Genomic DNA, 21792 nt, shown 5'->3' on the forward strand with positions numbered 1-21792 from the left:
GCCCTCCAGCTAGGTCGGCAGAGGTCAGGGTGGGGTCACCCCCGAAGCTCCCCCTCCAGTTCCTCCAGCACGAGCGGGAGGTCGAACTCGAAGCTGGCCCCTCCTCCCGCCTGATTACTCACCGTTAGTTCGCCGCCCATGGTCTCCACCGCAGACCGGCAGATTTGCAGCCCAACACCAATCCCCGAGGACTTCGTCGTGAAGAATGGCTCGAAAAGCTTCTCTATGTGCTCTTCGGCTATTCCGGGTCCTGTATCTGCCACCCTAACCCGCACGGTGTTTTCTTTTTCGAGGAACTCAAGCGTGATCCGGCGTACCCCAGCTTGGCCGCGCATTGCATCGACCGCATTGTTTATCAAGTTCACGAAGACCTGCTGTAACCCGACAGGGTCGGCCTTGACCGGCGGCAGGGTGTCCGGGCTGACAATTTCCAGCTCGACATCAGCTCTTTTGAGATCATGGTCGATTAGACTACGTGTTTCGAAAGCCAGTAGATAGAGATCGATAGCCTTTCCGGCATGCCGCCGCGCCACGAGGTTCTCCTTGGTCCGTTGGACGATGCCGGCCACGCGTTGCGCGTTTTTCTCGACACGCTGCAAGATGCGTTCCAAGGCTTCTAATCGGGAGTTTTCGCGAGAAATAAGGCGTAAGCCCGTCCTCGCATCTATGACCATGGCGGCTATGGGCTGGTTCAATTCATGTGCGATCGATGCCGAGAAAGCTCCAACCGTCGCTATGCGATTAGCGCGAGCAAGTTCCGCCTGCGCAGCCTGGCGTATTTGCTCGACGCGCTCCTGTTCAGAAAGATCGACATGGCTGGACAGGTGCAATCCTCCAGAAAGCCGCGTCACGGTGAAGTAAACCGGAATTCGCCGCCCTCCCTTTCCGACGAGCACGGTCCGACCATCAATGTCGTCGACACCGTAATAATACATTTCGAGTTGGCGCAGGAGCACGTCAGGGCCGTCTTCCGCGTTCTGGGCAGGAGGATTGGCGACGAGGTCAGCGACGCTATCGTATCCCATCATCCGAGCCAGAGCTTGATTGACCCGGACAGTTTTGACCACGCCTAGCACGCGCGACAGTTCCTCCGGGTGCGCCATCATGTAACTTCGAAGATCGGTAACGTCATTCGCCTTGATCTCGTCCAGGATCAGTTCCGCCGCGCTGAAGTCCATCTCGGCGAATGTCATGTTGCTGACATCGAACAGCCCCGCATAACGGCGCTCCGTGCGAGTGAGCTCCGTTGTTCGCTGTTCGACACGCTGTTCCAAGGTTTCGTTCAACTCGCGCACCTTCTGATGCGAAGTTACTTCGTCGTGGATATCGGAAATGCCTCCATAGTAGCGGATCTCGTTTGATCCATCAGCAGAGTGGACAGGGCGCCCTACCAGCGACATCCAGCGGTAGCTTCCATTCGCATGACGCAGCCGGAAACTGGCACGAAACTCCATCTTCGAAGAGACCGCCTCGATTACCAGACGCCGGTATACTTCCCGATCATCCGGGTGGCAGTCCTCTATAAAATCCTGACGGTCCAATGCCTGCTGGACGTCTCGGCCGGTGATCTCCGTGTACCGACGATTAAAAAAATCGATCTTCCCCAGCGCGTCGGCCCGCCACAGGATCTGCGGAACTGAATCCGTGAAGTTGATGAGCTCAGCCCTGCTGATCTCCAGTTCGTTCCGGAGATGTTCAAGCTCCTGTTTTGCAACGACCTCGTCGTGAACGTCCGAAAGTCCACCGAACCGCTCCACCAGGCCAGTCAAAGGCGAGTATGCTGGATTATCGTACACCTGCATCCAGCGATAAGATCCGTCTGCCTGACGAACCCGCACCTTGATGTTGGTGGTTGTGCGGGTCGCAATGGCTTTTGAAACACTCTCGGAAAGGGCTTTCATGTCCTCCGGGTGCACCACGTCATTGTAGCGCTGACCTTCAAGTACCGCCCAGCGATCTAGCCCTGTCACCGTCGTCCAGCTTTCGTTGAGGTACTCGATTTCTCCGCCGGGATTGGATCGCCATAGAACGAACGGCACGGAATTGGCAAAGAGTTCAACCTCGGAGCGACTACGCTCGAGGTCAAGTTTAGTGGCCTCCAGCCTCTTGCGGCTGACTAGCAATGCACCCGTAACGGTAATGGCAATACAGGCGAAAAGGCAGCGCAGAGCACTAGCCGGTGTCGGGCTTTCGAGATGTACAATCGTCCAAGAAAGCAATGTAAGGCAGACACACGCCTGTGCAGCGCGCGTGACTTCCTTTCCGCTACCTGCCGCGGAGACAAGTACCAGAACGGCTAGATACAGAACGGCCACCGAGTAGTCGTAGTTCGCAAAGCAGTCGAATGTGAAAACCAGTCCCGCAAGAACCGCGGAGGCGATCAGCAGTAAGGGTCGCTTCAGTCGCCTGTTCATGAAACGCAGGCCCCTCTCGCAGCGGTATTTCGATCACCCTTCACAAGGGTGTAATCGCAAGATCTTCAGCCCGTCGCCCGGTTCGGAGAAAGGTTTCAGAGCTAGTGGATCTACCGGGCACCGTCACTGTTCCGTTTTTTCATCGAGATCATCAACGAGTCAATGATCGAGTCTTGCTTGTGAGTGAATGCAACGGAACTTGTAGAAGACCTTACGACAAGTGCCCTTTACGAAGAAGTTGGTTTATGGGCCGAGTCCGCGATACCGAAAGGCAATGGGGCTAGCAATGGGGAAAGAGCATATGGAGCCGTCCAGTTCAGTCCTCCGTTTCCACTCGTTTTAGAGTGACGCTCAACTCTACCAGCAGCGTTGCGGTGTCTCCCCCGCCACGGCGTGCTTTTTCCACAGCCGCCGAATCCGACTCTCCGGTCCACAGGCCTATGACATCGTCTACGAGCCATTCCGCCAGGTTTCGGCCGTTTGCGGCAACCGTTCCTATTGGCGGGCGCTTCGTGTTGCTCCCGTTGTCAAACCTCTCTTCAAACAGGCGCGCTGGTATCACCGGCATAGTCACGCCACCGGTTCGCGGGCCTACGAATAGCAGGAAACTCGAGGGTTGTTTCACGAGGTCGCGGAGCTGCTTCATATCGACCTCATAATATTCTCCTGCCGCGTTAGCGCCTCTAAACATGCGCTTCGCCTGAATGAACACGGCCCGCTCTGCGAACGTTTTTCCGTTTTTACTGGCCTTCAAGATCAGGGTGACATCGGTTGAGAAGCTGGCACCTTCAACCAGCCCTTCTGCCCCTTCCTCCTTTTTGCCCACAAAGCGATGATCAAGCGCGACGTCTGCAAATTCCGGAAGGTCCAGTTCTCGCGCGAAGTCCCGCCCGTAGCGCGTGGCTTGCTCGCTATAGTTTTTCAGGCGTTCAAACAGTTTCGCTACCAGGGTTTCCTCACCAGCGGAGGCCGTCGAGCGAACCTCGTCAGCTAGTGTCTCCGCTGCTTGGGAAAATGCCCCCACCAATATCTGCTCAACGCCTGCATTTCCGAGCCATGTCCGAGACTCGCGGCGGGAGGTAATCCGCGGTCGTGAGGGTCCGAATGCTGCAAGCATCTCGTAGACAGGATCGGGGCGACCTTCAATCATCTCAACGGCGGAGCGGGCCCGCAACCTGACGCGAGGCGACGGATGTCGGGATCTTTCCAGCGATTTGTCGCCAATCGCCGGGTCTGCCTGTATGACTGCAAGCTGTACGAACCTGTCCTCGGAATCGGCCGCGAACCATAGCAACGCTTCGGTGGCGGCCTCTCCCAATTCTCGATCCTTAGCGGCTAACTCGGCAAAATGTCCACGCCAAGCCTTCCTTGAAGCTCCCGACAGCCTTTCCAGGCTCAGACCGCTCGATTTAAAGCCAGCCATCGGAAGCTGCAGGACCACGTCAGCTAGCGCCCTGATGGCTTCCGTGCCACGGGCGCGGTGGTCTTCAGACAACAAAGCAAGCATCAATTGCGCCCAGAGTATATTGCCTTGCCATGCATTGATGAGCTCCACCATCCACGGACTGAACAACAAGCCTTTGATTGAGGCGGACTCCATCACCACACGCAACGAGGCTAGCGACCCGTTCAGGAGCGCGAGGTCTCTTAAGCACTCGTGGAAGTCTGAACCGGACGACATCAATGTGTGCTGTAGGGCCCTATCGAGGAACTCACCGTCGTCCTTTAGGTGCGGCCAGACGAATACCAATCGATCGAAATCATCGTGGCCATACCCTCGGCGGCCGATATTGGCGATTGCGTCTTCGCGAGCCTGGCCTTTAAACTTCTGCAAATGCTGGAACTGCCATGCTTCCAATCTATCTATGAACTCCGCACGAACGTCGTCGTCCGGGCACTCTCTGGCACCTAGTTTCACATCGCGGACCTTCTCGTAGGTCAAATCGTAGACAGCCAAACCAGACAATATTGTCTCTAAAGCTTCCGGCCAACTCATACCTGACTTCACGGGTTTAACGATTTCCCTGAGCGCGGCCGCGTACGGCGCACATTCCACGAGCTTCACGGCGTTCATGAACTTGGTCTTTGAAGCGTCCTTGTCAGTTTCCGGCAACATGTAGCCTCCGTTTGATCGCGGCAGATCGAAATATTTCCTTCGAGAGCGTGATCCGAACGCTTACAGCCGTCGGCTATTGTTCGGAAGGCGATTCCCCGGTTTGATTAACCATCGGGCATTTGAGGAGCCGCCGTGAATAGTGCCAGAATTGAAGACGACGTCGTCAAAAACCTGACTGAAAGCGATGGCTGCACGCTTCAGGAGCATGCGATAGGTACGGTCGACTTGCTGGCTGAGAGCTATATTCGGCACCTGGACTTCTGTGTCGAAGTAGGGCTTGTCAGTCGGGCAGGCTGGGTCTTGGATTTCGTCACGCGATACGACCTCTCGCATTTTGAGGAGCTGCGCGGCTTTTTTTGAGAAGGCTGTGGAATGGTTGCCGAAAGCGAAGGAATATGAAACCGAGCATGGGAAAGGTTCTCTTCTTAATCTTGAGCACCCACGATTTCGCGCAGCCATTGAAGGAGCTTTTGTTAATACGGCTTCAGAGCTGCTTTTTGATTGAGCTGCTCTTCAAAGGAGTCCCTAGCAAGGACCCAGACGTCATCGAACGTCGCGACGAAATTGCGCGTGCGGCCATCCCACAATTCAATGATTCCCTCATGATATGCTCTCTCAGATTCGAGCTTGCGTAGGGTAAGCTTTTTTATATTGATGATACGCTGTGCTCCTAGCGCAGCTTCGACGGTGCTGAACAAACCCAGCGACGCACCGTCCGCGTCTTCGGCACTAAAACATTCCTTGCCGTCGATCTCAACGATGGCTGCGCCTTCCTTGAAGAACCCCATGCAGTAGCCTCCCGCTGTATATCGCATCTTTCCTACCAACCAAGTCGTTGAGAAAATGCGAACTGGCCTGGTACGAGCTTGAACGATCAAGGATGTTGATGCGCCGATCCTTCCACTCTCTGAACTTTCTGAACACAAGCGATCCATCAGACGCCGCAGCCCCGCGAGTTGAGATAATACGGGGCTGCGACGTCATTCATTTCTGTTGGCTCTCCGCCTAATCGCATCGGCCTAACGTGTTAGGGAGCGTCAGAACGAAGTGATGACGCTGCGAGCCACTGCTCCGCGCTTTAAGTCTTCATACGCTTCGTTGATCTGGCTAATGTTGATCGTTCGCGAGATCAGATCGTCGAGATTGAAACGCCCCTGCAGATAAAGGTCGGCGAACATCGGGACGTCATTTTTGATGTTGCTGGAGCCCATGTAAACGCCCCGCACGTCAACCTGCCGGACCACAAGGTCCAGCCCTTGGATAGGAGTCTCTACGCCTGGCCGGTGAAGTCCGATCAGATACACCGACCCGCCCTTCTTTGCCATCTGGATTGCCTGCTATGTCGTAGGGACAAGGCCAATTACCTCGAATCCGTGATCAACGCCGCCGCCGGTTATTTCCCTAACCGCCTCGATAGCATCGGTCGCTTTCGAGTTCACGAAATGCGTCGCCCCGAACTTGATGGCCAGGGTCTCTTTCTCCGCCTGCAGGTCAACCGCGATAATCCGCGAAGCACCCGCGAGGCGGGCTCCGGAAATGACGTTCAGACCGACCCCGCCGACGCCGATGACGACGACGGACTGGCCAGGCCGGATCTTAGCCGTGTTTATCGCGGCACCCGCGCCAGTAATTACGCTGCAGCCAAGGAGGGATGCCTGAGCGAAAGGCACTTCTTTCGACACTTTGACAAGCTGGTTCTCGTGAATCAGCGCGAATTCCGCGAACCCGGCCGTACCCCAACCCGTGGTGACCGCGGCTCCCTCCCGAGTAAGCCTCGATCCGTCTTCCGGTGGACGGAGGGTCTCTTCAGGACTATCGCACTGGTAGCTGGAGCCGGCAACGCAATGACCGCAATGACCGCAGCTCTGGACGAGGGAGCCCACTACGTGGTCACCAACTGCCATGTCGAGAACGTTCGGACCGACAGCCTTAACGATCCCGGCGACCTCGTGGCCAAGCACCGCAGGTAGAGGCGTTCCGAAATTCGCCTCCGCCAGATGGAGATCAGAGTGGCAGAGCCCGCAGGCTTTTACCTCTACAAGGACCTCGCGTCCGACAGGCGAACCGATCTCGATCTCCTCGATATCGAATTTGCCGCTAAAGGCGTTTAGCACGGCAGCTTTCATGGTAGTCTCCTTGATGTCGTTTCCGCACGCTCTTGCCGCTGCGGATGTTCGACAACACTAGGAGTGAAGCTTCGAGCCAGATTGTAAATTTGGGGCGCGTCGGATGGCTCCGCGCTTAGAAAACTCGAATTTCCAAGTCATTCGACGCGCCCTGCGGCAGCAGAGTGCGCGGGCCCAGCTGGCGCGCGCACCTGTCAGAGCCAGGCCATCAAGCTGCCTTGATCTCCTCGGGAAGCTGCGGGTGAGCGAGAAGATCGTAGCTGGCCGCGGTTGTCACGTCCGCCTTGGGATCGTCGATCGCGCCGTCGAAGCGCCCGACGACCTTTCCCCCGCTGATAAGCGCAGGCGCGTCGTGACTGATAAGAAGGAAACGGGTGCCAGAGAGGGCCCGCTTGATCGCCTTTTTTTCTTGAAGGGTCGACATCGCGTGGTTGCCCGTGATCGTCGGCTCGTGCGCCGCCTGGTCCAGGATCGGATTGATAAGCTGGTCGCCGAGGTGATAGGCGATGTCGCCGGCGATGTTAGCAAGGCCTTCGTCGGTCTCTACGAGAATTGAGATGGAACCGGGGGTGTGCCCGCCGGATAGACGAACGGCTACGCCGGGGATGATTTCTTCTTCGAAGGTTCCGTCGACGTCGAAAAGACGGAGCGCCCCGCGGGTATGGAGGCGGTCGATAAGATGCTTGGTCTCGGTGGCGGTATACATGCCCGGCCCCATCAAGCCGGATGCCGCGAACTCGAGCTCGCGCCGCGACATCATGACCGTCGTCGACATCGGGAACAGGTAATCCTGGCCGGAGTGGTCGATATGCACGTGCGTATGGATAATGTGACGGATGTCCTTCATCTTTAGTCCGTGCTGGGCCAGATGGTACTCGATCGACATTTCGCGGGTTCGCTCGTGAAGCATGCCGAACGCAGCATACTGGTCCGAATCTCTTGAGCCCGTGTCGATCAGGAGCGGCTCTTCACCACCCGTAATGAGAAAACCAAGTGTAGGAATCCGAGTGAGTATGCCGGGGTTGCGGAACAGCACAAGTCCGCTCGAATCCATGGTAATATTGCCGTAGTTGATCGGGTGGATCTTGAGGGTCATAGCAGTTCTCCGTTGGTCCTGGTGGGATATTGAACCGTTTGGTTCATTTTCAAATTGCGTTTGACGGAAAGCCGGTAAGATTTTCCGAGGGGACACGGCGCTAGGCCGTCACGTTCAGGCTCCTTGAGACGTGAAAGCCTCGGTATGCGTCGACTGGACGCGGTTCATCCGGACGACGAGAAGGATGACCATTACGCACAAAGCGACCATTATCCCGGCCCCCAGAAGGGTTGCGGTAGCGATGTCGATGACGGTCGCCATTTTACCCAATGCGATGGCCAGCAGCCCGGTAAAGAGGTAGGCGAGGAGGTAGAGAGCGGACATGACCCCGCCGCGGACATTTTCCGGAGTAACAGGATTGATGATCGCAAGCCCGCCATAGACCATCAGCGCGTATCCGATACCTGAGATGGCCGTCGCAGGGACAAAGAACAGAAGGCTGTGCTGTGCGACAGCGGCGGCCAGAAAAAACATCCCGACAATGGAGGCCACCGAACCCCACATGACTGCCTTAGAACCCTCCAGGCGGTTCGCGAACATTCCGGCAATGCCTAGCGAGATCGCAAACAGGGCCAGCACAGATCCGTTGACGAACACATTCGACGAGCGCACCAGCTCTTTGGCGATCTGCGCGCCTAGCGAGGTGATGATCACGCCATGCGCGTAGGCGGTCATGACGGCGATAGACGATGCGATGAAGAAGATCCGGATTTCACGTTGGACGCCAGGAACCCTGGGGCGCCAGTGTCGGTCGGGGTCCCTCTTGTTCTCCGGCAGGAACCAGCTCACCGCAAACAGCGCTACCAGCAGGACGAGAAGAAGTACGAAGGTCAGCCGGCTGGGGAGCGGCGCGTATTCCACAAGAAAACCGCCGACCAGTAGCGCACAGGAAAACCCGACGGCCTGCGCTATGATCGTCGTGGAGCTTGCCCTTGTCACGCCACCGGCACCGGCGAACTCCTGCAGAGCAGCGGTCGATGGTCCCGCCGAAAGGCCTACCCCGATGCCCATGAAAACGCGGCCAACGAAGAGCGTCGCTACGTTTGGCGCGATCACGAAGAGGAAGACGCCGATTATCGACGAGCCTAGACCGAGCAGCATAGTGGTGCGACGACCGATGAAATCCGACACGTCGCCAAACAGCACCAGCACGGCGACGACTACGATCGGATATATCGCGAATATCGCGGTGGTCACGGTTGGGGTAAGGCTCCACTCTTGAGCGTATAGAGGATAGACCATCGCGGGGGCGGCGCTCGTCCACAGTGTATGGGCTACCACGCCGGCGGAGACCCAGAAGCTCAGCGGTTTCGATAGACTTCCTGGCATTGCCAACTCCTGTCTGAGACGTTCCGTCCGGCGTTTTGAACTGAACAGTTCGTAACTATGCCCGCGCCCTTCGCCCGTCAAGACGTTTTTGAACCGTTTGGTTCTTTTTCTTTCGGAGGCTTGGAAATGCGGGCGACTGACTGTGATTCCAGCTTCGCAGGCAAGAACAGGCAGCGATTGTAAAATCGTAGCATGGTCGTAGGCCGCCTTGGGCGGAACCGCACCCAATAGCGCGTGCAAGACCGAGAGGGCGACCCGTACATTGACGGCTAGCTCACGAGGGAGGCCAGAAGGAGCCTTAGACGAACAGGAACTGCCCGCGCGTTGAGGCCAAGCAGAACCCGCTCGCTCTTCGAGCGGAAATCAGTCAGCGGCGGAGAGATGGATCAAACACGACGATGAACACGCCGACTTTCAGGCCGCCGCGGGAGTGGTAGCTAGTCCATTCACAAGAAGGCGCATGAAAGCGCTGACTCGAATCCGGTGCGCGGCCACATCAGGGTGCAGGTTCGCGTCTATGCAGATGCCTGCGAAGAACGTCCAAACGAGGTCGCACACGGCATCTACCTGTTCAGGCGGGAGTGCGGCCTCTACGTTGCTGCGTATCGCGGCCATACGCTTTTCGTTGAATTCGGAAATAAGACTGATCGCCGGGTCCGGCAGCAAAGCTACGTCGCGGCTGGCGTTGATCAACAGGCAGCCAGCATAATCATCGGAGAAACTGGGCGCCAATAGCAGGAACTGCTCGATATTGCCGAATCCCTGCGGCAAGCCACCGAGAATGCGCAGCGCGGGACCTGTCTCGAGATACCGCCTTAGCGCGGCGACAAAGATATCGTCCTTGCTCTCGAACTCCGAATACAATCCGGACTTGTTAACGCCCGTGGCAGCTTCCAACTGTTGGACATTGGTCCCCGCAAGGCCAAATCGCCAGAAAATAGGAATAGCCTTGTCAAGGATAGCTTCTCGGGTAAATTTTTTTGGTCTAGCCATGCGCGCAATATAGAGTAGTGAACCAGTCAGTTCAATATACATTGTGCTGGTTCCCGGAAGTCTGGGTCTTGGTAGTAATTTCTCGGCTGCTCACCCCCGCCACCACCGCATCCCGATTACAATTCGCTCTGCTTCGCCTCTTTCACCAGATTCCCTTTAGCTCGGGAACACAGCAGAACGCGGCGGAAACCACTGTTTTGTATGGTCGCCGCTTCGTGGTGTTCTTTTCGATCCCACCTCCCGCATTTGTGCCGGAAGGTACAATGGGGACGGTAGCCGAGGGACTATGTCTCGGTCGACTGCCGCCTTCAACGGCTCGACCAGGAGACATTAAATGGCATATACGACCATCAATCCCGCGACGGGTATCGTAGGGGAAACATTCGAGAACATTACCGACGCGGCGCTCGCGTGCCGAATTGATGAACTCGATCTGTGCTTCCGTACCGACTGGCGCCTCAGGCCGGTTGCAGACCGATCCAGGATCGTCGCGAGTGCAGCTAAGATCATCCGGGACGAAATCCAGACGCTCGCCGAAATCATATCTCGTGACATGGGAAAGCTGGTCTCCCATGCAGTCGGTGAACTGGCGCTATCGGCGGCCATCCTCGATTATTACGCCCAGACCGCCAGTGAATTCCTGGAACCCAAAGCGCTTCCAGGGGCGCCTGGCGCAAAGCTGCACGCGCAGCCGCTCGGGATCATCCTCGCCGTCGAACCCTGGAACTTCCCGTTCTTCCAGCTGGCCCGGGTCGCTGGCCCGCAGCTGATGGTCGGTAACGTGATCGTGGCGAAACACGCCAGCAACGTTCCGCAATGCGCCCTGGCATTCGAGGATGTCCTGCGCCGGGCAGGCGTGCCGGCGGGAGCCTACGTGAACGTTTTCGCATCGACCGATCAGGTCGGCACGATCATCGACGATCCGCGGGTCCGCGGCGTCACGCTCACCGGAAGCGAGAAAGCCGGCGCAGTCGTCGCCGAACGCGCGGCGCGCAACCTGAAGAAGTCCGTTCTCGAGCTCGGCGGCTCCGATCCCCTTATCGTGCTTGAGGACGCGCCGTTTGAGCCCACGGTGTTCAATGCCATGGTCGGCAAGATGAACAACGCGGGGCAGAGCTGCGTGGCGACCAAACGCATGATAGTCGTCGGAGAGGAACGTGAAAGACAGTTCCTCGAGGCAATGACAAACGCCATGGGCTCTTTGAAGCCGGGTGATCCGCTCGATCCGGGGACGACCCTCGCCCCGGTCTCGTCGGAAGGCGCGCTCGAGGGTCTACTGGCACAGATCGAGCAAGCCAGGAATGCAGGTGCGGAGATTGTGCTCGGCGGCAATCGTATCGATCGCCCCGGAAGCTATCTCGAACCGACCATCATCACGAACATTGGCATCGACAATCCGGTATACCGCCAGGAGATCTTCGGCCCGGTCCTGTCGTTTTACGTCGTCCCCGATGAAGAGAGCGCGATAAAGCTGGCGAACGACGTTCCGTTCGGACTGGGAGGTTCGGTCTTCACGGCAGATCTTGCCCGCGGCGAACGTGTAGCCCTGCAGATTGAAAGCGGGATGTCCTTCGTCAACAACCCGACATGGTCCACGCCGCAGATGCCGTTCGGCGGAATAAAGAACTCCGGGTACGGTCGAGAGCTCAGCCAGCTTGGCTTCGGCGAATTCGTGAACTGGAAACTGGTCGCGATCTCGCAACCCGGTGCGCTTCCCCCCGGCTTCGACGCCGCGGGTTGACCGACGACGTTCCCTGGAGCGATCGGCGGCGCGAAGTGGTCGTAGCAGACGCTCCAGGAACCAAGCAGCGGCAACGGGGACATCTCAGTGTCTGTGCGTAGGACGGCTGCTGTATCCAGTCGAGAAGCGGTTGACGTTACTGCGTCAACCTCAGCCCCGATGTTCCAGAGGTCGAACGTACGAACAGCTTCACCATCGCCGCCTGCATGTCGTCATCGGGACCCACTTCGAAAAACAGATCCGCAGAGGCGCATTCCTTCAAGCTGGAGGCGATGCGGTTGGCGAATACTTTCTTAATTAGGCCGTCCCAGGTTCCGTCACCGTCAAGCGGAATATAGGTCGTATAGAGGATGGCAAGCTTGATATTCCTGTCCTTCAAAGCCTTGCACGACCTCGCGTCGATCGGCTCCAGACAACGGCCCTTGTTGCCCTCCCAGCTGCCGCCGCAGCTTCCTCCGAGCTTGAGGCTATCGGCCACACCATCGGTGACGAAATAGACGATCTTTGCTGGATCTGCAGCGCTGCTCCCCGTGCCGCCATTGCCGCTGATCTCTTTGCCGATTTCCGTTAGTGAGGTATCGAAGCTGGTCAAGGCGTTGTCGTTGAACCAGTCATGGTCGGTCGTCATCAGTCCAATATCGCCTGTGGCTTTGGAAGCGCTGGTCATGTCAAGTGTCAGACCGGAGATCTTATCGATACGATAGCCTGGCTCCAGCGCATATTTTCCGAAGGAGTAAGCGGCGATGCGGTACTGATTGGCTGAGACCGACATTTCCGTGCGGATTTTTTCAATTAGAGCTTCAGCCGCTTTGGCAACGACATCGGTCCGTAAGGTGATGCCATTGGCGCGGGCGACTATGTAGGTGCTATTAGCGTCTTCGTGGAATTTTCCACCGGGGTCGTAGTAGCCGGTGTGGCAGGCAAACGCACACTTATTGCTGGTCAAGCTCTTGAGCTTCGCGATGTCTTTCCGAGTTGCCGCGATTCCCATGGACGGCGTGTTGTCCAGCAGCATGTAGAAGTCCGTATAGCTTTTCGCTTCACCGCCGGCCGTCGCTGTCGCGGTGCCTGAGATCGGCACGAACTCCCAACCCAGGACACGCATGAAGGTCGTTGGTACTTCTGCTGAGAACGCGGCGACTGATGTCACCGCTCCGTTCTTCCGCGTCACCTTCATAGTGACATCGAGGTTCATCTCCGCCAGATTGGATGCACCGGCCCCGGCGCGCTGCGACAGAAAGATCTTCTTGCCATCTCTTTCGGCCACCGTGATCTCACCGTCGGATGTCATCGCTTCGATCACCTTGTAACTGGGCGACCCTTCCGAGATGGCCCCAAGAGCGGCGGCGTCTGCGACCCCTAGCAACTCGGTGCGTACAGTCAGTGCCTGACTAAAGTCCATGACCAGGCCAGTCGCGCCCACGAGTGGTACGAGTAGCAATCCCGTCATCATGCCGAAGTTGCCCGACCGGTCTGAAAACAGTCTCTTCAACGAAAACATCTGGGTCTGGCCTCTGCAGCATGACGAATGGCTGAGGGAAGATCGCAGGCCGGAGTGAAATTGAACTTAACACAAGTCAATTAAGGTGCTGTGACATATCCGCATAACTGGACGTCCTGCGCGAGCTGGATAAGCCGCAGGTCTTTGGCTCTTCAGGAACCTACGACTAGCTCTTTAGGTGCATGTCCTTCCGCCTGAGCTAAGCGGGAGTTCAAGAAGATCGCCCAAGGGCGAGAAGGAAAGCGACGCTACCAGCTCTCTCGCTTTGTCCTGTATCGAGCTGCACAAGACCGCGTCCCCTCCTGCTTCCAGCATCAGCCTGTCGATCATCGAGAAGTGGTCGGCGAAGGTCCACGAATGAGGATCAAGCCTTTCTCCGTTCAACACGTTCCAGATGATTGGAGGCTTGTCCATATGCTCATATCGCATGAAGGGCAGACCGAAATGCCGAGATTGGCTATTGAACGCATCGGTCCGGCTCTCGTAATGTCTGAGACCGCCTTTCTCGGTTTTGTGGTGCACCGCGGTGGCAACTGAGTGGACTAGGGTCCAGGCGTAAACGTCGTTGACATCAACCGTGTTCAGGCGCCGGTACTCGGTCCACCGCCTGCTTAGTTCTGCAATAGGTATGGTATGTTCGATGTGCACGTTCTGGAGATGGATGAATGCTTTTCCACGACCACAAGAGCCGTTACGGGCACCTTGTGCGACCTTCATGAAGTCTTCCGAACGGTAGATAGCGCCCGAGCAAAGACCTCTTTTTGCAGCGGTGCTTCCAGCCATCCAACCAAAGATATTATGGATCTGTCGGAAGTGGTCTCCAAATTTTTCTACTTCCGGAACCGCTAGAGCCCTGACACAAGCACGAGGCCTCACCGCCCACCTTGTCTGAAACGCAGATCTCCATGTCCCGATAAGTTGATCCCGTTCCGCTTGGATGTCGAACACTGCGCGCTCCTGTCTCGAGCGACAGAGATACGATCTCGGCCCTTAACTTGAGGTGAACCTGCGAGTTAGCGGATGTTGACAGCGGCTTTCAGATCTAAGAATGCCTCCTCGAGGGCATTTACTCTAACGTCGGCGGTAGGAGCTTTTATGGGAACTGAAGATCTCGTCTGATATATCGAAAGCAGCACCTACGTGCTACATCGCGGCTGTAGATTCGGAGAATGCTGATGTCAGGAAATGTACGGCGCGAGATCGCTGACAGGGTGTTGGCGCGGATGCACGAGCGGGGGTTTGCAGCCGACCACGACGACGCGTTCATGAACCTGATCGACGACTGGACGCTTGGACTTGTCGAGATGGCGGAGTGTCGAAGCCGTTATTCCGAAATTCTGCGGGAACGCAGGCAGGCGCGCCGGAACGCGATGGACCTCGTTACTTTGGAAAGACAGCCGACAGCGCTGTTGCCGGGGACATAGACCCGGCTATAATTCGGGAAGGCCGTCCGCGTCAGTCAGCATCAGCTCGAACCTGCCAAATCCGAATTCCGTCAAGGTCGTGCCGGGAGCGCTCGCTACGCCGAACGTAGGCTTGCCAACATCTGCGAGCAGAGGGTATGGATCGCGGTCCGGCGGCAAACTGAACCCAGGAGCGCAACGTGCAAGTCCTAGTCCGTGATAACAATGTTGATCAGGCGCTGCGCGTCCTGAAGAAACGGCTTCAGCAGGAGGGCATTTTCAGGGAGATGCGACTGCGCGAGCACTATGAGAAGCCGTCAGTCAAGCGAGCCCGCGAGAAGGCTGAAGGAATCCGTCGGACCCGTAAAGTCGCGCAGAAGAAGCTTAACCGGGAACTGGGAATTGTGGCCGCGAAAAAACCAAGGCCCGCTCCGAAGCCCGTCCGGCCCGCCTCAACCTAGCCCCGACAGACTGGTTTCTACGGTGGGCGAAGCGCCGGAGAAGATATTTTCTCCGATCCGCGGAAACGGCTGACAACTAGGCGAAGACAGCGGAACGATATGCCACTACGACCCGTGGTTTCCGATCAGCCCGCCCCTCACGATCGAGGTCGGCAATGCCGTCAGGAACAGGTGAGCCGAAGCTACATGACCGGAATGAAACTGCTTCAGCTTCCGGCTCTGCTTACCTGATTTTCGGCTCCGGCGTCCACCCAGCCCGACAGCTTCTCCGCGAAGGATTGGGCTTCCTGGACTGCTCGGCATCGCCAAAGCACTTGCCCTCTCGGTCTACCCGGTCCAGACTGCGGATCACGTTGGGAGAGGAGATCGCGGTGATGAAGTCGTCCGAGCGCACGGTCACAGGGAAGGCTCAAGAAGTTGAGTCGTTTGGCTCTGCTCTCGACGAGGTCGAGACAACATCGCTTGGTCTTCGGATAAAAGTGAAGGCAGGCACTGACCGGTCGCCACTCCGCCGTCCTCAGATCGCGCCAGGCGCCGTTCAACCGGAAGACTGAGGTCGGCGCATGAACGGATGTCTGCGGATCCACTGATCCGATCACTTCGTATTCGCTTGTCGCCCGGAGATGGGGGAGATGGTGATCGAGGGTCTAAAACCCTCCCCTCGTGGTGATCTCAATCCTGCGTCGCCGGGAAGTGTGGCCTCACCCACCCCGCAGAGATGTTATCCGGTCGCGGTTGTAGCGCAAGCGCTCAGTGAGAAGTTCGTGACGGCACGCTGGAAAGGATCTGCTGTCGGCTGATGGCCGCGGTGTCGGGGCTCTTAGAGTTGACCGGGTAAATCGTTATGATACTCGGATCAAGCTCGCCTGGGTATCAGGTCGGGGCTGCGGGCTGGGCTGGCTTAGAATTTCCAGGTAGAAGGGTCCAACGCCCTCACCACCTTGCGGAAGTCCGAGTTCGGCCCACCCGCCAACTGATTGAAGATGGACGAATCGCCGCCCCAGATCTGGCTTGGGTTTCTGACAAACGAGTTCGGCCCGCCGAGCAACTGATCAGGGTCGTTTATCACCGAGTTTTCCCCTCCCGCGAGCTTTGCTAATTCGTCAAGCGCCTTCACCACTTCGTTGTTCTTTCCCGGGCCTTGAGTTAGATCTTTGAATGCGTTGCTGACCCCTTTGACAAGGGTATTGTTTTCTCCGAAGCAGTCCTTCCCGATCGTGCCTGTCAGGCACTTGGTTAGCTCGCGGATCGTCAGACGTCCGGCAGTACACCCTGCGAACCCCACCGGATTCCCGCCGGACTGCATCGCGCATTCCGCAGCTATGCGCCACTCCTCGTTCATGGCAGGTCCGGCGGCACAGAGCGCAAAGCTTGTCGCCCCGGTGCTTGATGCAGCGCAGCCAGCAAGACGAGCCGCTTCGGGCGGCAGAGCCGCACCTGCCGCGCAACTTGCAAGTGAGGCGATCTCTCCCGAAGACCGGTAAGCGCAGGCCAAAGCCTGGCTGGTCTTCGCGTCCATTATTCCGTCAGTGCAATTTTCGATAAGTGTGGCTGGGTCCTCGCCGCTCCGGACGCATGCGTAATAGGTTCCGAGTGCCTGTGCCTCTTTACCTCCCACAAGACACACTCCGCTCGCGAGAGCGTCGCTTTTGGCTAGGCATCCAGTCGCTCGGCCAATGTCTCCGCCGACAGCGCTGCCGATGCAATCGAGTCCGCGCATCGTACCGTCTCCGGCGTTCCGGAGACATTCGCGCGCGCTGGCGATGTCGGAACCAGGAAACCCCGGAACGTTGTTGGTGGCGCAATTAATCCACCCGTCTTCGCCTGTTACGATGTCGAAGCAGTCTTTAAGCGACCTGATCTCCGGTGGTAGCAAATCCTGCGTACAGGAGAAGGCGTCCTTCTCGCCTACGCACTGGAGAACGCTGGCGGCTTTGGACGCCTCGGGAGAGCGCTCGGTGAGGCAGCCTGTGACAGCCGTTACGGTCTGCGCCCCGGTTAGGCATGTAGCTAGCTGCCGATCAGCGGGTGGCAAGGCCCCGGTGACGCATGAAACGGCAAGATCCAGTGACGGCGCCTTGCTCACGCAGTTCCGCAGACGTTCGGAGTCCGCCTTGATTGCCTGGTTCGGGGTACACGACAAAATAGCTTCCGCACGAAGGTTGCCGTTGGACACGCACCCGAGCAGCCCTGTCAGATTGGCGTTGTTGACCTGTTCTGCAAGACACGCCAGCCGCTCGCGCTCAGACGTCAAAGCCGAACACTTGACAAGACCATCGTAGCGTCCATTTCGGGACAGTAGTGAAACGCATCGTTCGAAGGTGTCCGGAGAGGCCGCTCCTGTCCGGCAGGCCAATACCTGGTTTTTGTCCGGCAGCGCGGGCAAGAGCGCCGGCTCGATCTGGAGAACAAGTGGACTATCGAAAGTTATACCCGCTTGATCCAGCATCTGCCGAACGGCCTGACGCGCGACGAGGGTGTCCTCGATAGCTGGACAGTAACCATCGAGCGCGCAATGTAACAACACCCGAGGGGTTATCCAGAATCCGGAGCAAAGACGCATTTCCCTGACTGTGACTGTGCTGCCACCGGACACGCCGTCGCGGAAGCAAGCCATCACCCGTCCATACAGCTCGCTGTTTGCAGGCGTTAGCAGCGTGCTGTCGAGATCGTCCCGACCCAACTCCATCTGCTTGGCATCGAAGACGAGTTCGTCCGAAACCTCCGCGGTTCCGACTTCGCATCTGCTGTCTCGACGGGAGGATTTACCCCAGAGAGTGAGAGACCGGCCATCGCGATAAAGACGTCCGGCGACCGCGTACTCGTAAGGTTGATCACATCCCTTCTTGAACCGCCGCGCCGTACCGTAGACGAAATCACCCGTTCTCGTTCCGTCGAAGAGCGCTGTTCCCTTTGTCACCCCCTGCTCGCGCATGAGCGGGGAAGGGTCTTCGTAATAAATGGCAACGCCCCCGCCTGTTTCCTGTAGCTTGACCACCGAGCCGTTGTGCGACCACAGCGAATCCGCTGACGCCGATCCGGCTTGAATGACCAGCCCTGTTAGGATCAGCGCCGTACACAGAACGCGACTTCCGGCTGCGCACCGCGCCGCGATAAATTTGCATATCCGCCCATAGACTGAATTGCGCATTGTCCCCTCCCGTTGGAAACGCCATAATTTCTGCAACCGAAGCAGAAACCGACCTTTGCTCCCGCAACCGATTTCTACTTGATCGCCAATGCTAAAAGCCCGTGATGCAGTTGGTCGAAACTGAAATCGAAATGGAAGCCCTCTTGGTGGAAACTGGCGCTCCGGGTTGGGGAGCGAAGCGCGCCTCGAAACGGAGGCTACACTGCGACCTTAGCGGACTACCAGCAACCGATTTACCCCGCTGTCACGGATCTTTTCCCTGATTGTTCGGTCGCCGATCACGATACATCCGTTGGAAGTCCAGCCAGGCTTCGCGATGTTGTCGGCGTGGATTAAAAACCCTGATCTACCGCACATCTCGTTGCCCGGGTCGGGTTGCAGCGGAAGCGTAAGCGGAGCGGGATCGGCGGTTGCCTGCCCTATCGTGTACCAGCCTGCCGGGATCGGCCCGATATCCTGGACGCATTGCAGATCAGGGTTGTTTTTCCGGCACCTAGACCAGCGTACCCCCGCGCATATGGCGCGACCACGGGAGAGCCGCGTAAGTAAAATTCACCGGATGCTTGTTTCCAAAGCCATTCCATGCCGCCCCCCCCAGGATCCCGCCTCCTGCGCAATCCAAATCGCACCCTGCCCGCTATAGTCTCCGCTACGCGGACTTGATACAAATCTAACTCAGGTCCGCTGCAGACAGGTTACTGACGGCCTCCGACTTCGATTTGATCCGAACCTTTACTTTTTAGTAAAATTATGTCGCAACTAGAAGTATACGCCAAATTGAATTTGGAACAACTGTTTTAATCAGTCGCTGGACATCCGGCTCTAAAATCCGGTTGATCAAAGCGATCACGTTCACCTCCACCTTCCATGTACTACGCCGATAAAGACGAGAGCCAGGTTCGCGTGATACTGGAAATGGAGCATATCAGGCCAGCTTCCCATCTGTAGGCATGGGCGTATGTGGCGCTGAGACATGTATTCTTCCGGTTGGTTACACTGCATCGTTTGGTTATTGTCTTAGTCGTAGCTTAGGCGAAGCTGCTCCAAGAGAGGCAAACGTACGCAATATCCACACGACCTGTGCGGGAACATCTTTCTGAGGTGGGCATTCCGCCTTTGAGCATAGCGCGATCGAGGTTGGAATTGAGACTGATAGGCGGCGGGAAATGTGCGGAGCTGGTTCGAAGCTTCGACTGGGGAGAAAGTCCGCTTGGATATCCCAACGACTGGCCGGTGGAGTTGCAGACACTCGTCGCGGTGATGCTCGGCTCGCTCCAGCCAATGCTCATCGTCTGGGGTCCCAAACAGATCACGCTATACAACGACGGATACGCCGCGATGTGCGGCAACCGCCATCCGCAGGCGTTCGGGCGCCCGTTCGGTCAATTGTGGCACGACATCTGGGATCAGGTAGAACCGATAATCTCGGCTGCCTATGCGGGTGAAGGCACCTCGATGGACGACATCGCTTTCACGATGCATCGAAAGGGATACCCCGAGGAAACCCACTTCTCGTTTTCCTACACACCCGTGCGTGATCCCTGGGGAACCGTGCTGGGTATGTTCTGCGCCTGCAACGAAACGACCGCCGAGGTTATCGCGCGACGCGATCGGGAGGAGCAGCATGACAGGCTACTGCGCATACTGGAAGTATCTCCGGGCGGCATTGCGACCCTTCGGGGTCCCGACCACGTGTTCGAGTTCGCCAACGAGGAATATTACGCCCTGATTGGGATGGGCCGTGAGATCGTGGGCAAGACGGTTGCCGAAAGCCTGTCCGAAGTGGTGCGCCAGGGCTTCATCGAGATACTTGACGGCGTGTATAGTTCGGGCGAACCGTTCGTAGCCAGAGGAGTACCGATAGAACTCAATCGTGGACCCCTCGGAGAGCCGCAGGAGCGAATCATCGACTTCACCTACCAGCCGATGAGCGACAGATCGGGACAAGTATCCGGCATCCTGGTGCAGGCGCTCGACGTCACCGAACGAATGGACGAGGCTAAACGAGTGGAGCTGGTCGCGAATGAACTTGGACATCGCCTCAAGAACCAGCTGGCAATGGTTCAGGCGATCGCCTCGCAGACACTGCGCAACGCGAAAGACCTTCGGACGGCCAGACGGGTTCTGTCCGAACGGATAGGCGTGCTCAGTGCCGCCCACGACACCGTGGTCCAGGGCGGTCCTGGGAGCTCCAGAGTCCGCAGACTGGTCAATCAGATGCTCGCCGTTCACGACGATGCTGCGCGACCGAGGTTCGAGGTGTCGGGGACTAACGTTCGGATCGGCTCGCGGCCATCGTTGTCCATGTCTCTGATCCTGCACGAGCTTGCCACGAACGCGTTCAAATACGGGGCGCTTTCGGTGCCGGACGGTCGGGTTGAGCTCAAGTGGGATGTCGTTGGGCTACACAAAGACCGTTTCGAGTTGACCTGGATCGAGAGCGGTGGCCCACCGGTCGAGGTCCCCAGTATCGAAGGATCGGGCTCGCGCCTGATTAAGGCGGGATTGGCGGGTGCGGCTGACAACCGCGTGGAAATCTACTATGAACCTGCCGGCCTGCGTTGCGTCGTGTCAGCCGATCTCTCAAGTTTCCAGCAAGAGCACTGAAATGGGTTCATTCAAACCGAGGCTGCTCGTTGTCGAAGATGATGGTCTGATCCGTCTGGACCTCGTCGATATGCTCTCCGACCAGGGCTACGTTGTCGACGAGGCGTCGACGGCGGACGAAGCTCTCCTGGTGCTAGGAGAGACGGGCGGTTTCGAGGCCGTGCTAACGGACATCGACATGCCGGGGACGATGAGCGGTCTGGGCCTCGCCAACCTGGCCTTCGAACGCTGGCCCTCAATGAAGATCGTCGTGATCTCGGGTCGCTACAACCCGGCCGCGGGAGTACTTCCGCCAGGGGCGAGATTTCTCGCCAAGCCGCTTTCCGAGCCATTGCTCCAGCGCACCCTGACTGAGGTCGGGGTAGCCTCTCCATCTTCCGATTAGGCCCTCTTGCAGACAAGCGGCGCCTCGCTGTTCCGTACGCCGCTGAAATTGCGTGACAGCAAGATCAATTGGCCTATTGTCCCGCAAATCCTTCAATCACTTCCATGGAGTTTCAGATGCCCAACTCCACCTCTCCTTACCTTCCCTCTCAACGCGACCTTCGACGCACGCTTGAGCAGATGGCATGGCATTTTTCACCCGACAAGACGACAATGCGCGCCCTTGTCGAATGCACCATCGCAATCGTGGCCGACGATCCATTCAATCGGCAGAGACTGCCGATCGACGAGGCCCTCTTTCTGACGATGCGACGCGCCTTCCAGGATGAATTCAGCCGAGCGCGCGTCAACCTGTGACGGGGGCATCCATCGGGTGCTACACAGGCACGCCCGGGCTCTTGCGGCTTGTTATCGCTTAACTAAATCCTGTTTTGTCCTCACGGATTTCTGTTCCAGTGGAAGTTTTGGAG

General features: G+C 57.6%; 19 protein-coding genes. 7 read left to right on the forward strand and 12 right to left on the reverse strand.

Annotated features, from left to right (window positions below; all coding sequences use genetic code 11):
* Positions 1 to 35: 35 nt before the first annotated feature.
* Both E2F50_RS19920 and E2F50_RS19925 read right to left on the reverse strand, forming a co-directional pair.
* The gene (locus E2F50_RS19920) at positions 36 to 2414 is read right to left on the reverse strand and encodes an ATP-binding protein (protein ID WP_133317939.1); all 2379 of its coding nucleotides are present in this window, start codon (positions 2412 to 2414) and stop codon (positions 36 to 38) included.
* 316 nt (positions 2415 to 2730) lie between these two features.
* Positions 2731 to 4530 (reverse strand): hypothetical protein, encoded by a 1800-nt coding sequence (locus tag E2F50_RS19925; RefSeq protein WP_133317940.1) that lies wholly within the window; start codon positions 4528 to 4530, stop codon positions 2731 to 2733.
* A gap of 132 nt (positions 4531 to 4662) precedes the next feature.
* Between E2F50_RS19925 and E2F50_RS19930 the strand changes: the two genes are divergently transcribed.
* Complete coding sequence (locus tag E2F50_RS19930) at positions 4663 to 4890, forward strand: hypothetical protein (RefSeq protein WP_133317941.1); 228 nt, start codon at positions 4663 to 4665, stop codon at positions 4888 to 4890.
* Positions 4891 to 5003: 113 nt separating this feature from the next.
* Here E2F50_RS19930 and E2F50_RS19935 read toward each other — a convergent pair whose 3' ends face one another.
* The 6 genes from E2F50_RS19935 to E2F50_RS19955 form a co-directional block, all read right to left on the reverse strand.
* Entirely contained in the window at positions 5004 to 5318 is a 315-nt protein-coding gene (locus tag E2F50_RS19935) for a hypothetical protein (protein WP_133317942.1), read from the reverse strand.
* Between the two features lie 249 nt (positions 5319 to 5567).
* On the reverse strand, positions 5568 to 5855 hold the full coding sequence (locus tag E2F50_RS23285) for an MDR/zinc-dependent alcohol dehydrogenase-like family protein (RefSeq protein ID WP_202615489.1): 288 nt from the start codon (positions 5853 to 5855) through the stop codon (positions 5568 to 5570).
* Positions 5856 to 5867: 12 nt separating this feature from the next.
* The gene (locus E2F50_RS19940; RefSeq protein WP_202615490.1) at positions 5868 to 6656 is read right to left on the reverse strand and encodes an alcohol dehydrogenase catalytic domain-containing protein; all 789 of its coding nucleotides are present in this window, start codon (positions 6654 to 6656) and stop codon (positions 5868 to 5870) included.
* A 208-nt stretch (positions 6657 to 6864) separates the two neighbouring features.
* Complete coding sequence (locus E2F50_RS19945) at positions 6865 to 7752, reverse strand: N-acyl homoserine lactonase family protein (protein WP_133317943.1); 888 nt, start codon at positions 7750 to 7752, stop codon at positions 6865 to 6867.
* Between the two features lie 114 nt (positions 7753 to 7866).
* Positions 7867 to 9081: an MFS transporter gene (locus E2F50_RS19950; protein ID WP_133317944.1), complete on the reverse strand. Its 1215-nt coding sequence runs from the start codon at positions 9079 to 9081 to the stop codon at positions 7867 to 7869.
* A 414-nt stretch (positions 9082 to 9495) separates the two neighbouring features.
* A complete protein-coding gene (locus E2F50_RS19955; protein WP_133317945.1) occupies positions 9496 to 10116 on the reverse strand; it encodes a TetR/AcrR family transcriptional regulator in 621 nt (206 codons plus the stop codon).
* A 292-nt stretch (positions 10117 to 10408) separates the two neighbouring features.
* Between E2F50_RS19955 and E2F50_RS19960 the strand changes: the two genes are divergently transcribed.
* A complete protein-coding gene (locus tag E2F50_RS19960) occupies positions 10409 to 11815 on the forward strand; it encodes an NAD-dependent succinate-semialdehyde dehydrogenase (RefSeq protein WP_133317946.1) in 1407 nt (468 codons plus the stop codon).
* 136 nt (positions 11816 to 11951) lie between these two features.
* Here the strand turns inward: E2F50_RS19960 and E2F50_RS19965 are convergent, their stop codons facing one another.
* Together E2F50_RS19965 and E2F50_RS19970 are read right to left on the reverse strand one after the other, a co-directional pair.
* The gene (locus E2F50_RS19965) at positions 11952 to 13268 is read right to left on the reverse strand and encodes a Tad domain-containing protein (protein ID WP_161974268.1); all 1317 of its coding nucleotides are present in this window, start codon (positions 13266 to 13268) and stop codon (positions 11952 to 11954) included.
* Positions 13269 to 13490: 222 nt separating this feature from the next.
* Positions 13491 to 14033: a hypothetical protein gene (locus tag E2F50_RS19970; protein ID WP_133317948.1), complete on the reverse strand. Its 543-nt coding sequence runs from the start codon at positions 14031 to 14033 to the stop codon at positions 13491 to 13493.
* 458 nt (positions 14034 to 14491) lie between these two features.
* Here E2F50_RS19970 and E2F50_RS19975 point away from each other — a divergent pair, with 458 nt between their 5' ends.
* The gene (locus tag E2F50_RS19975; protein ID WP_133317949.1) at positions 14492 to 14740 is read left to right on the forward strand and encodes a hypothetical protein; all 249 of its coding nucleotides are present in this window, start codon (positions 14492 to 14494) and stop codon (positions 14738 to 14740) included.
* A gap of 179 nt (positions 14741 to 14919) precedes the next feature.
* Positions 14920 to 15180: a 30S ribosomal protein S21 gene (rpsU, locus tag E2F50_RS19980; RefSeq protein WP_133317950.1), complete on the forward strand. Its 261-nt coding sequence runs from the start codon at positions 14920 to 14922 to the stop codon at positions 15178 to 15180.
* A 901-nt stretch (positions 15181 to 16081) separates the two neighbouring features.
* Here rpsU and E2F50_RS19985 read toward each other — a convergent pair.
* The gene (locus E2F50_RS19985) at positions 16082 to 18331 is read right to left on the reverse strand and encodes a hypothetical protein (RefSeq protein ID WP_133317951.1); all 2250 of its coding nucleotides are present in this window, start codon (positions 18329 to 18331) and stop codon (positions 16082 to 16084) included.
* A gap of 210 nt (positions 18332 to 18541) precedes the next feature.
* Positions 18542 to 18883: a tlde1 domain-containing protein gene (locus E2F50_RS23710; RefSeq protein ID WP_133318095.1), complete on the reverse strand. Its 342-nt coding sequence runs from the start codon at positions 18881 to 18883 to the stop codon at positions 18542 to 18544.
* Between the two features lie 591 nt (positions 18884 to 19474).
* Here E2F50_RS23710 and E2F50_RS19995 point away from each other — a divergent pair.
* The 3 genes from E2F50_RS19995 (at position 19475) to E2F50_RS20005 (ending at position 21679) form a co-directional block, all read left to right on the forward strand.
* Entirely contained in the window at positions 19475 to 20938 is a 1464-nt protein-coding gene (locus tag E2F50_RS19995; protein WP_133317952.1) for a PAS domain-containing sensor histidine kinase, read from the forward strand.
* 1 nt (position 20939) lies between these two features.
* Entirely contained in the window at positions 20940 to 21323 is a 384-nt protein-coding gene (locus E2F50_RS20000; protein ID WP_133317953.1) for a response regulator, read from the forward strand.
* 116 nt (positions 21324 to 21439) lie between these two features.
* Positions 21440 to 21679 (forward strand): hypothetical protein, encoded by a 240-nt coding sequence (locus E2F50_RS20005; RefSeq protein ID WP_133317954.1) that lies wholly within the window; start codon positions 21440 to 21442, stop codon positions 21677 to 21679.
* Positions 21680 to 21792: the final 113 nt, after the last annotated feature.

Origin of the sequence: Rhizobium deserti (genome assembly GCF_004358025.1) — a bacterium.
Classification (GTDB): domain Bacteria; phylum Pseudomonadota; class Alphaproteobacteria; order Rhizobiales; family Rhizobiaceae; genus Neorhizobium; species Neorhizobium deserti.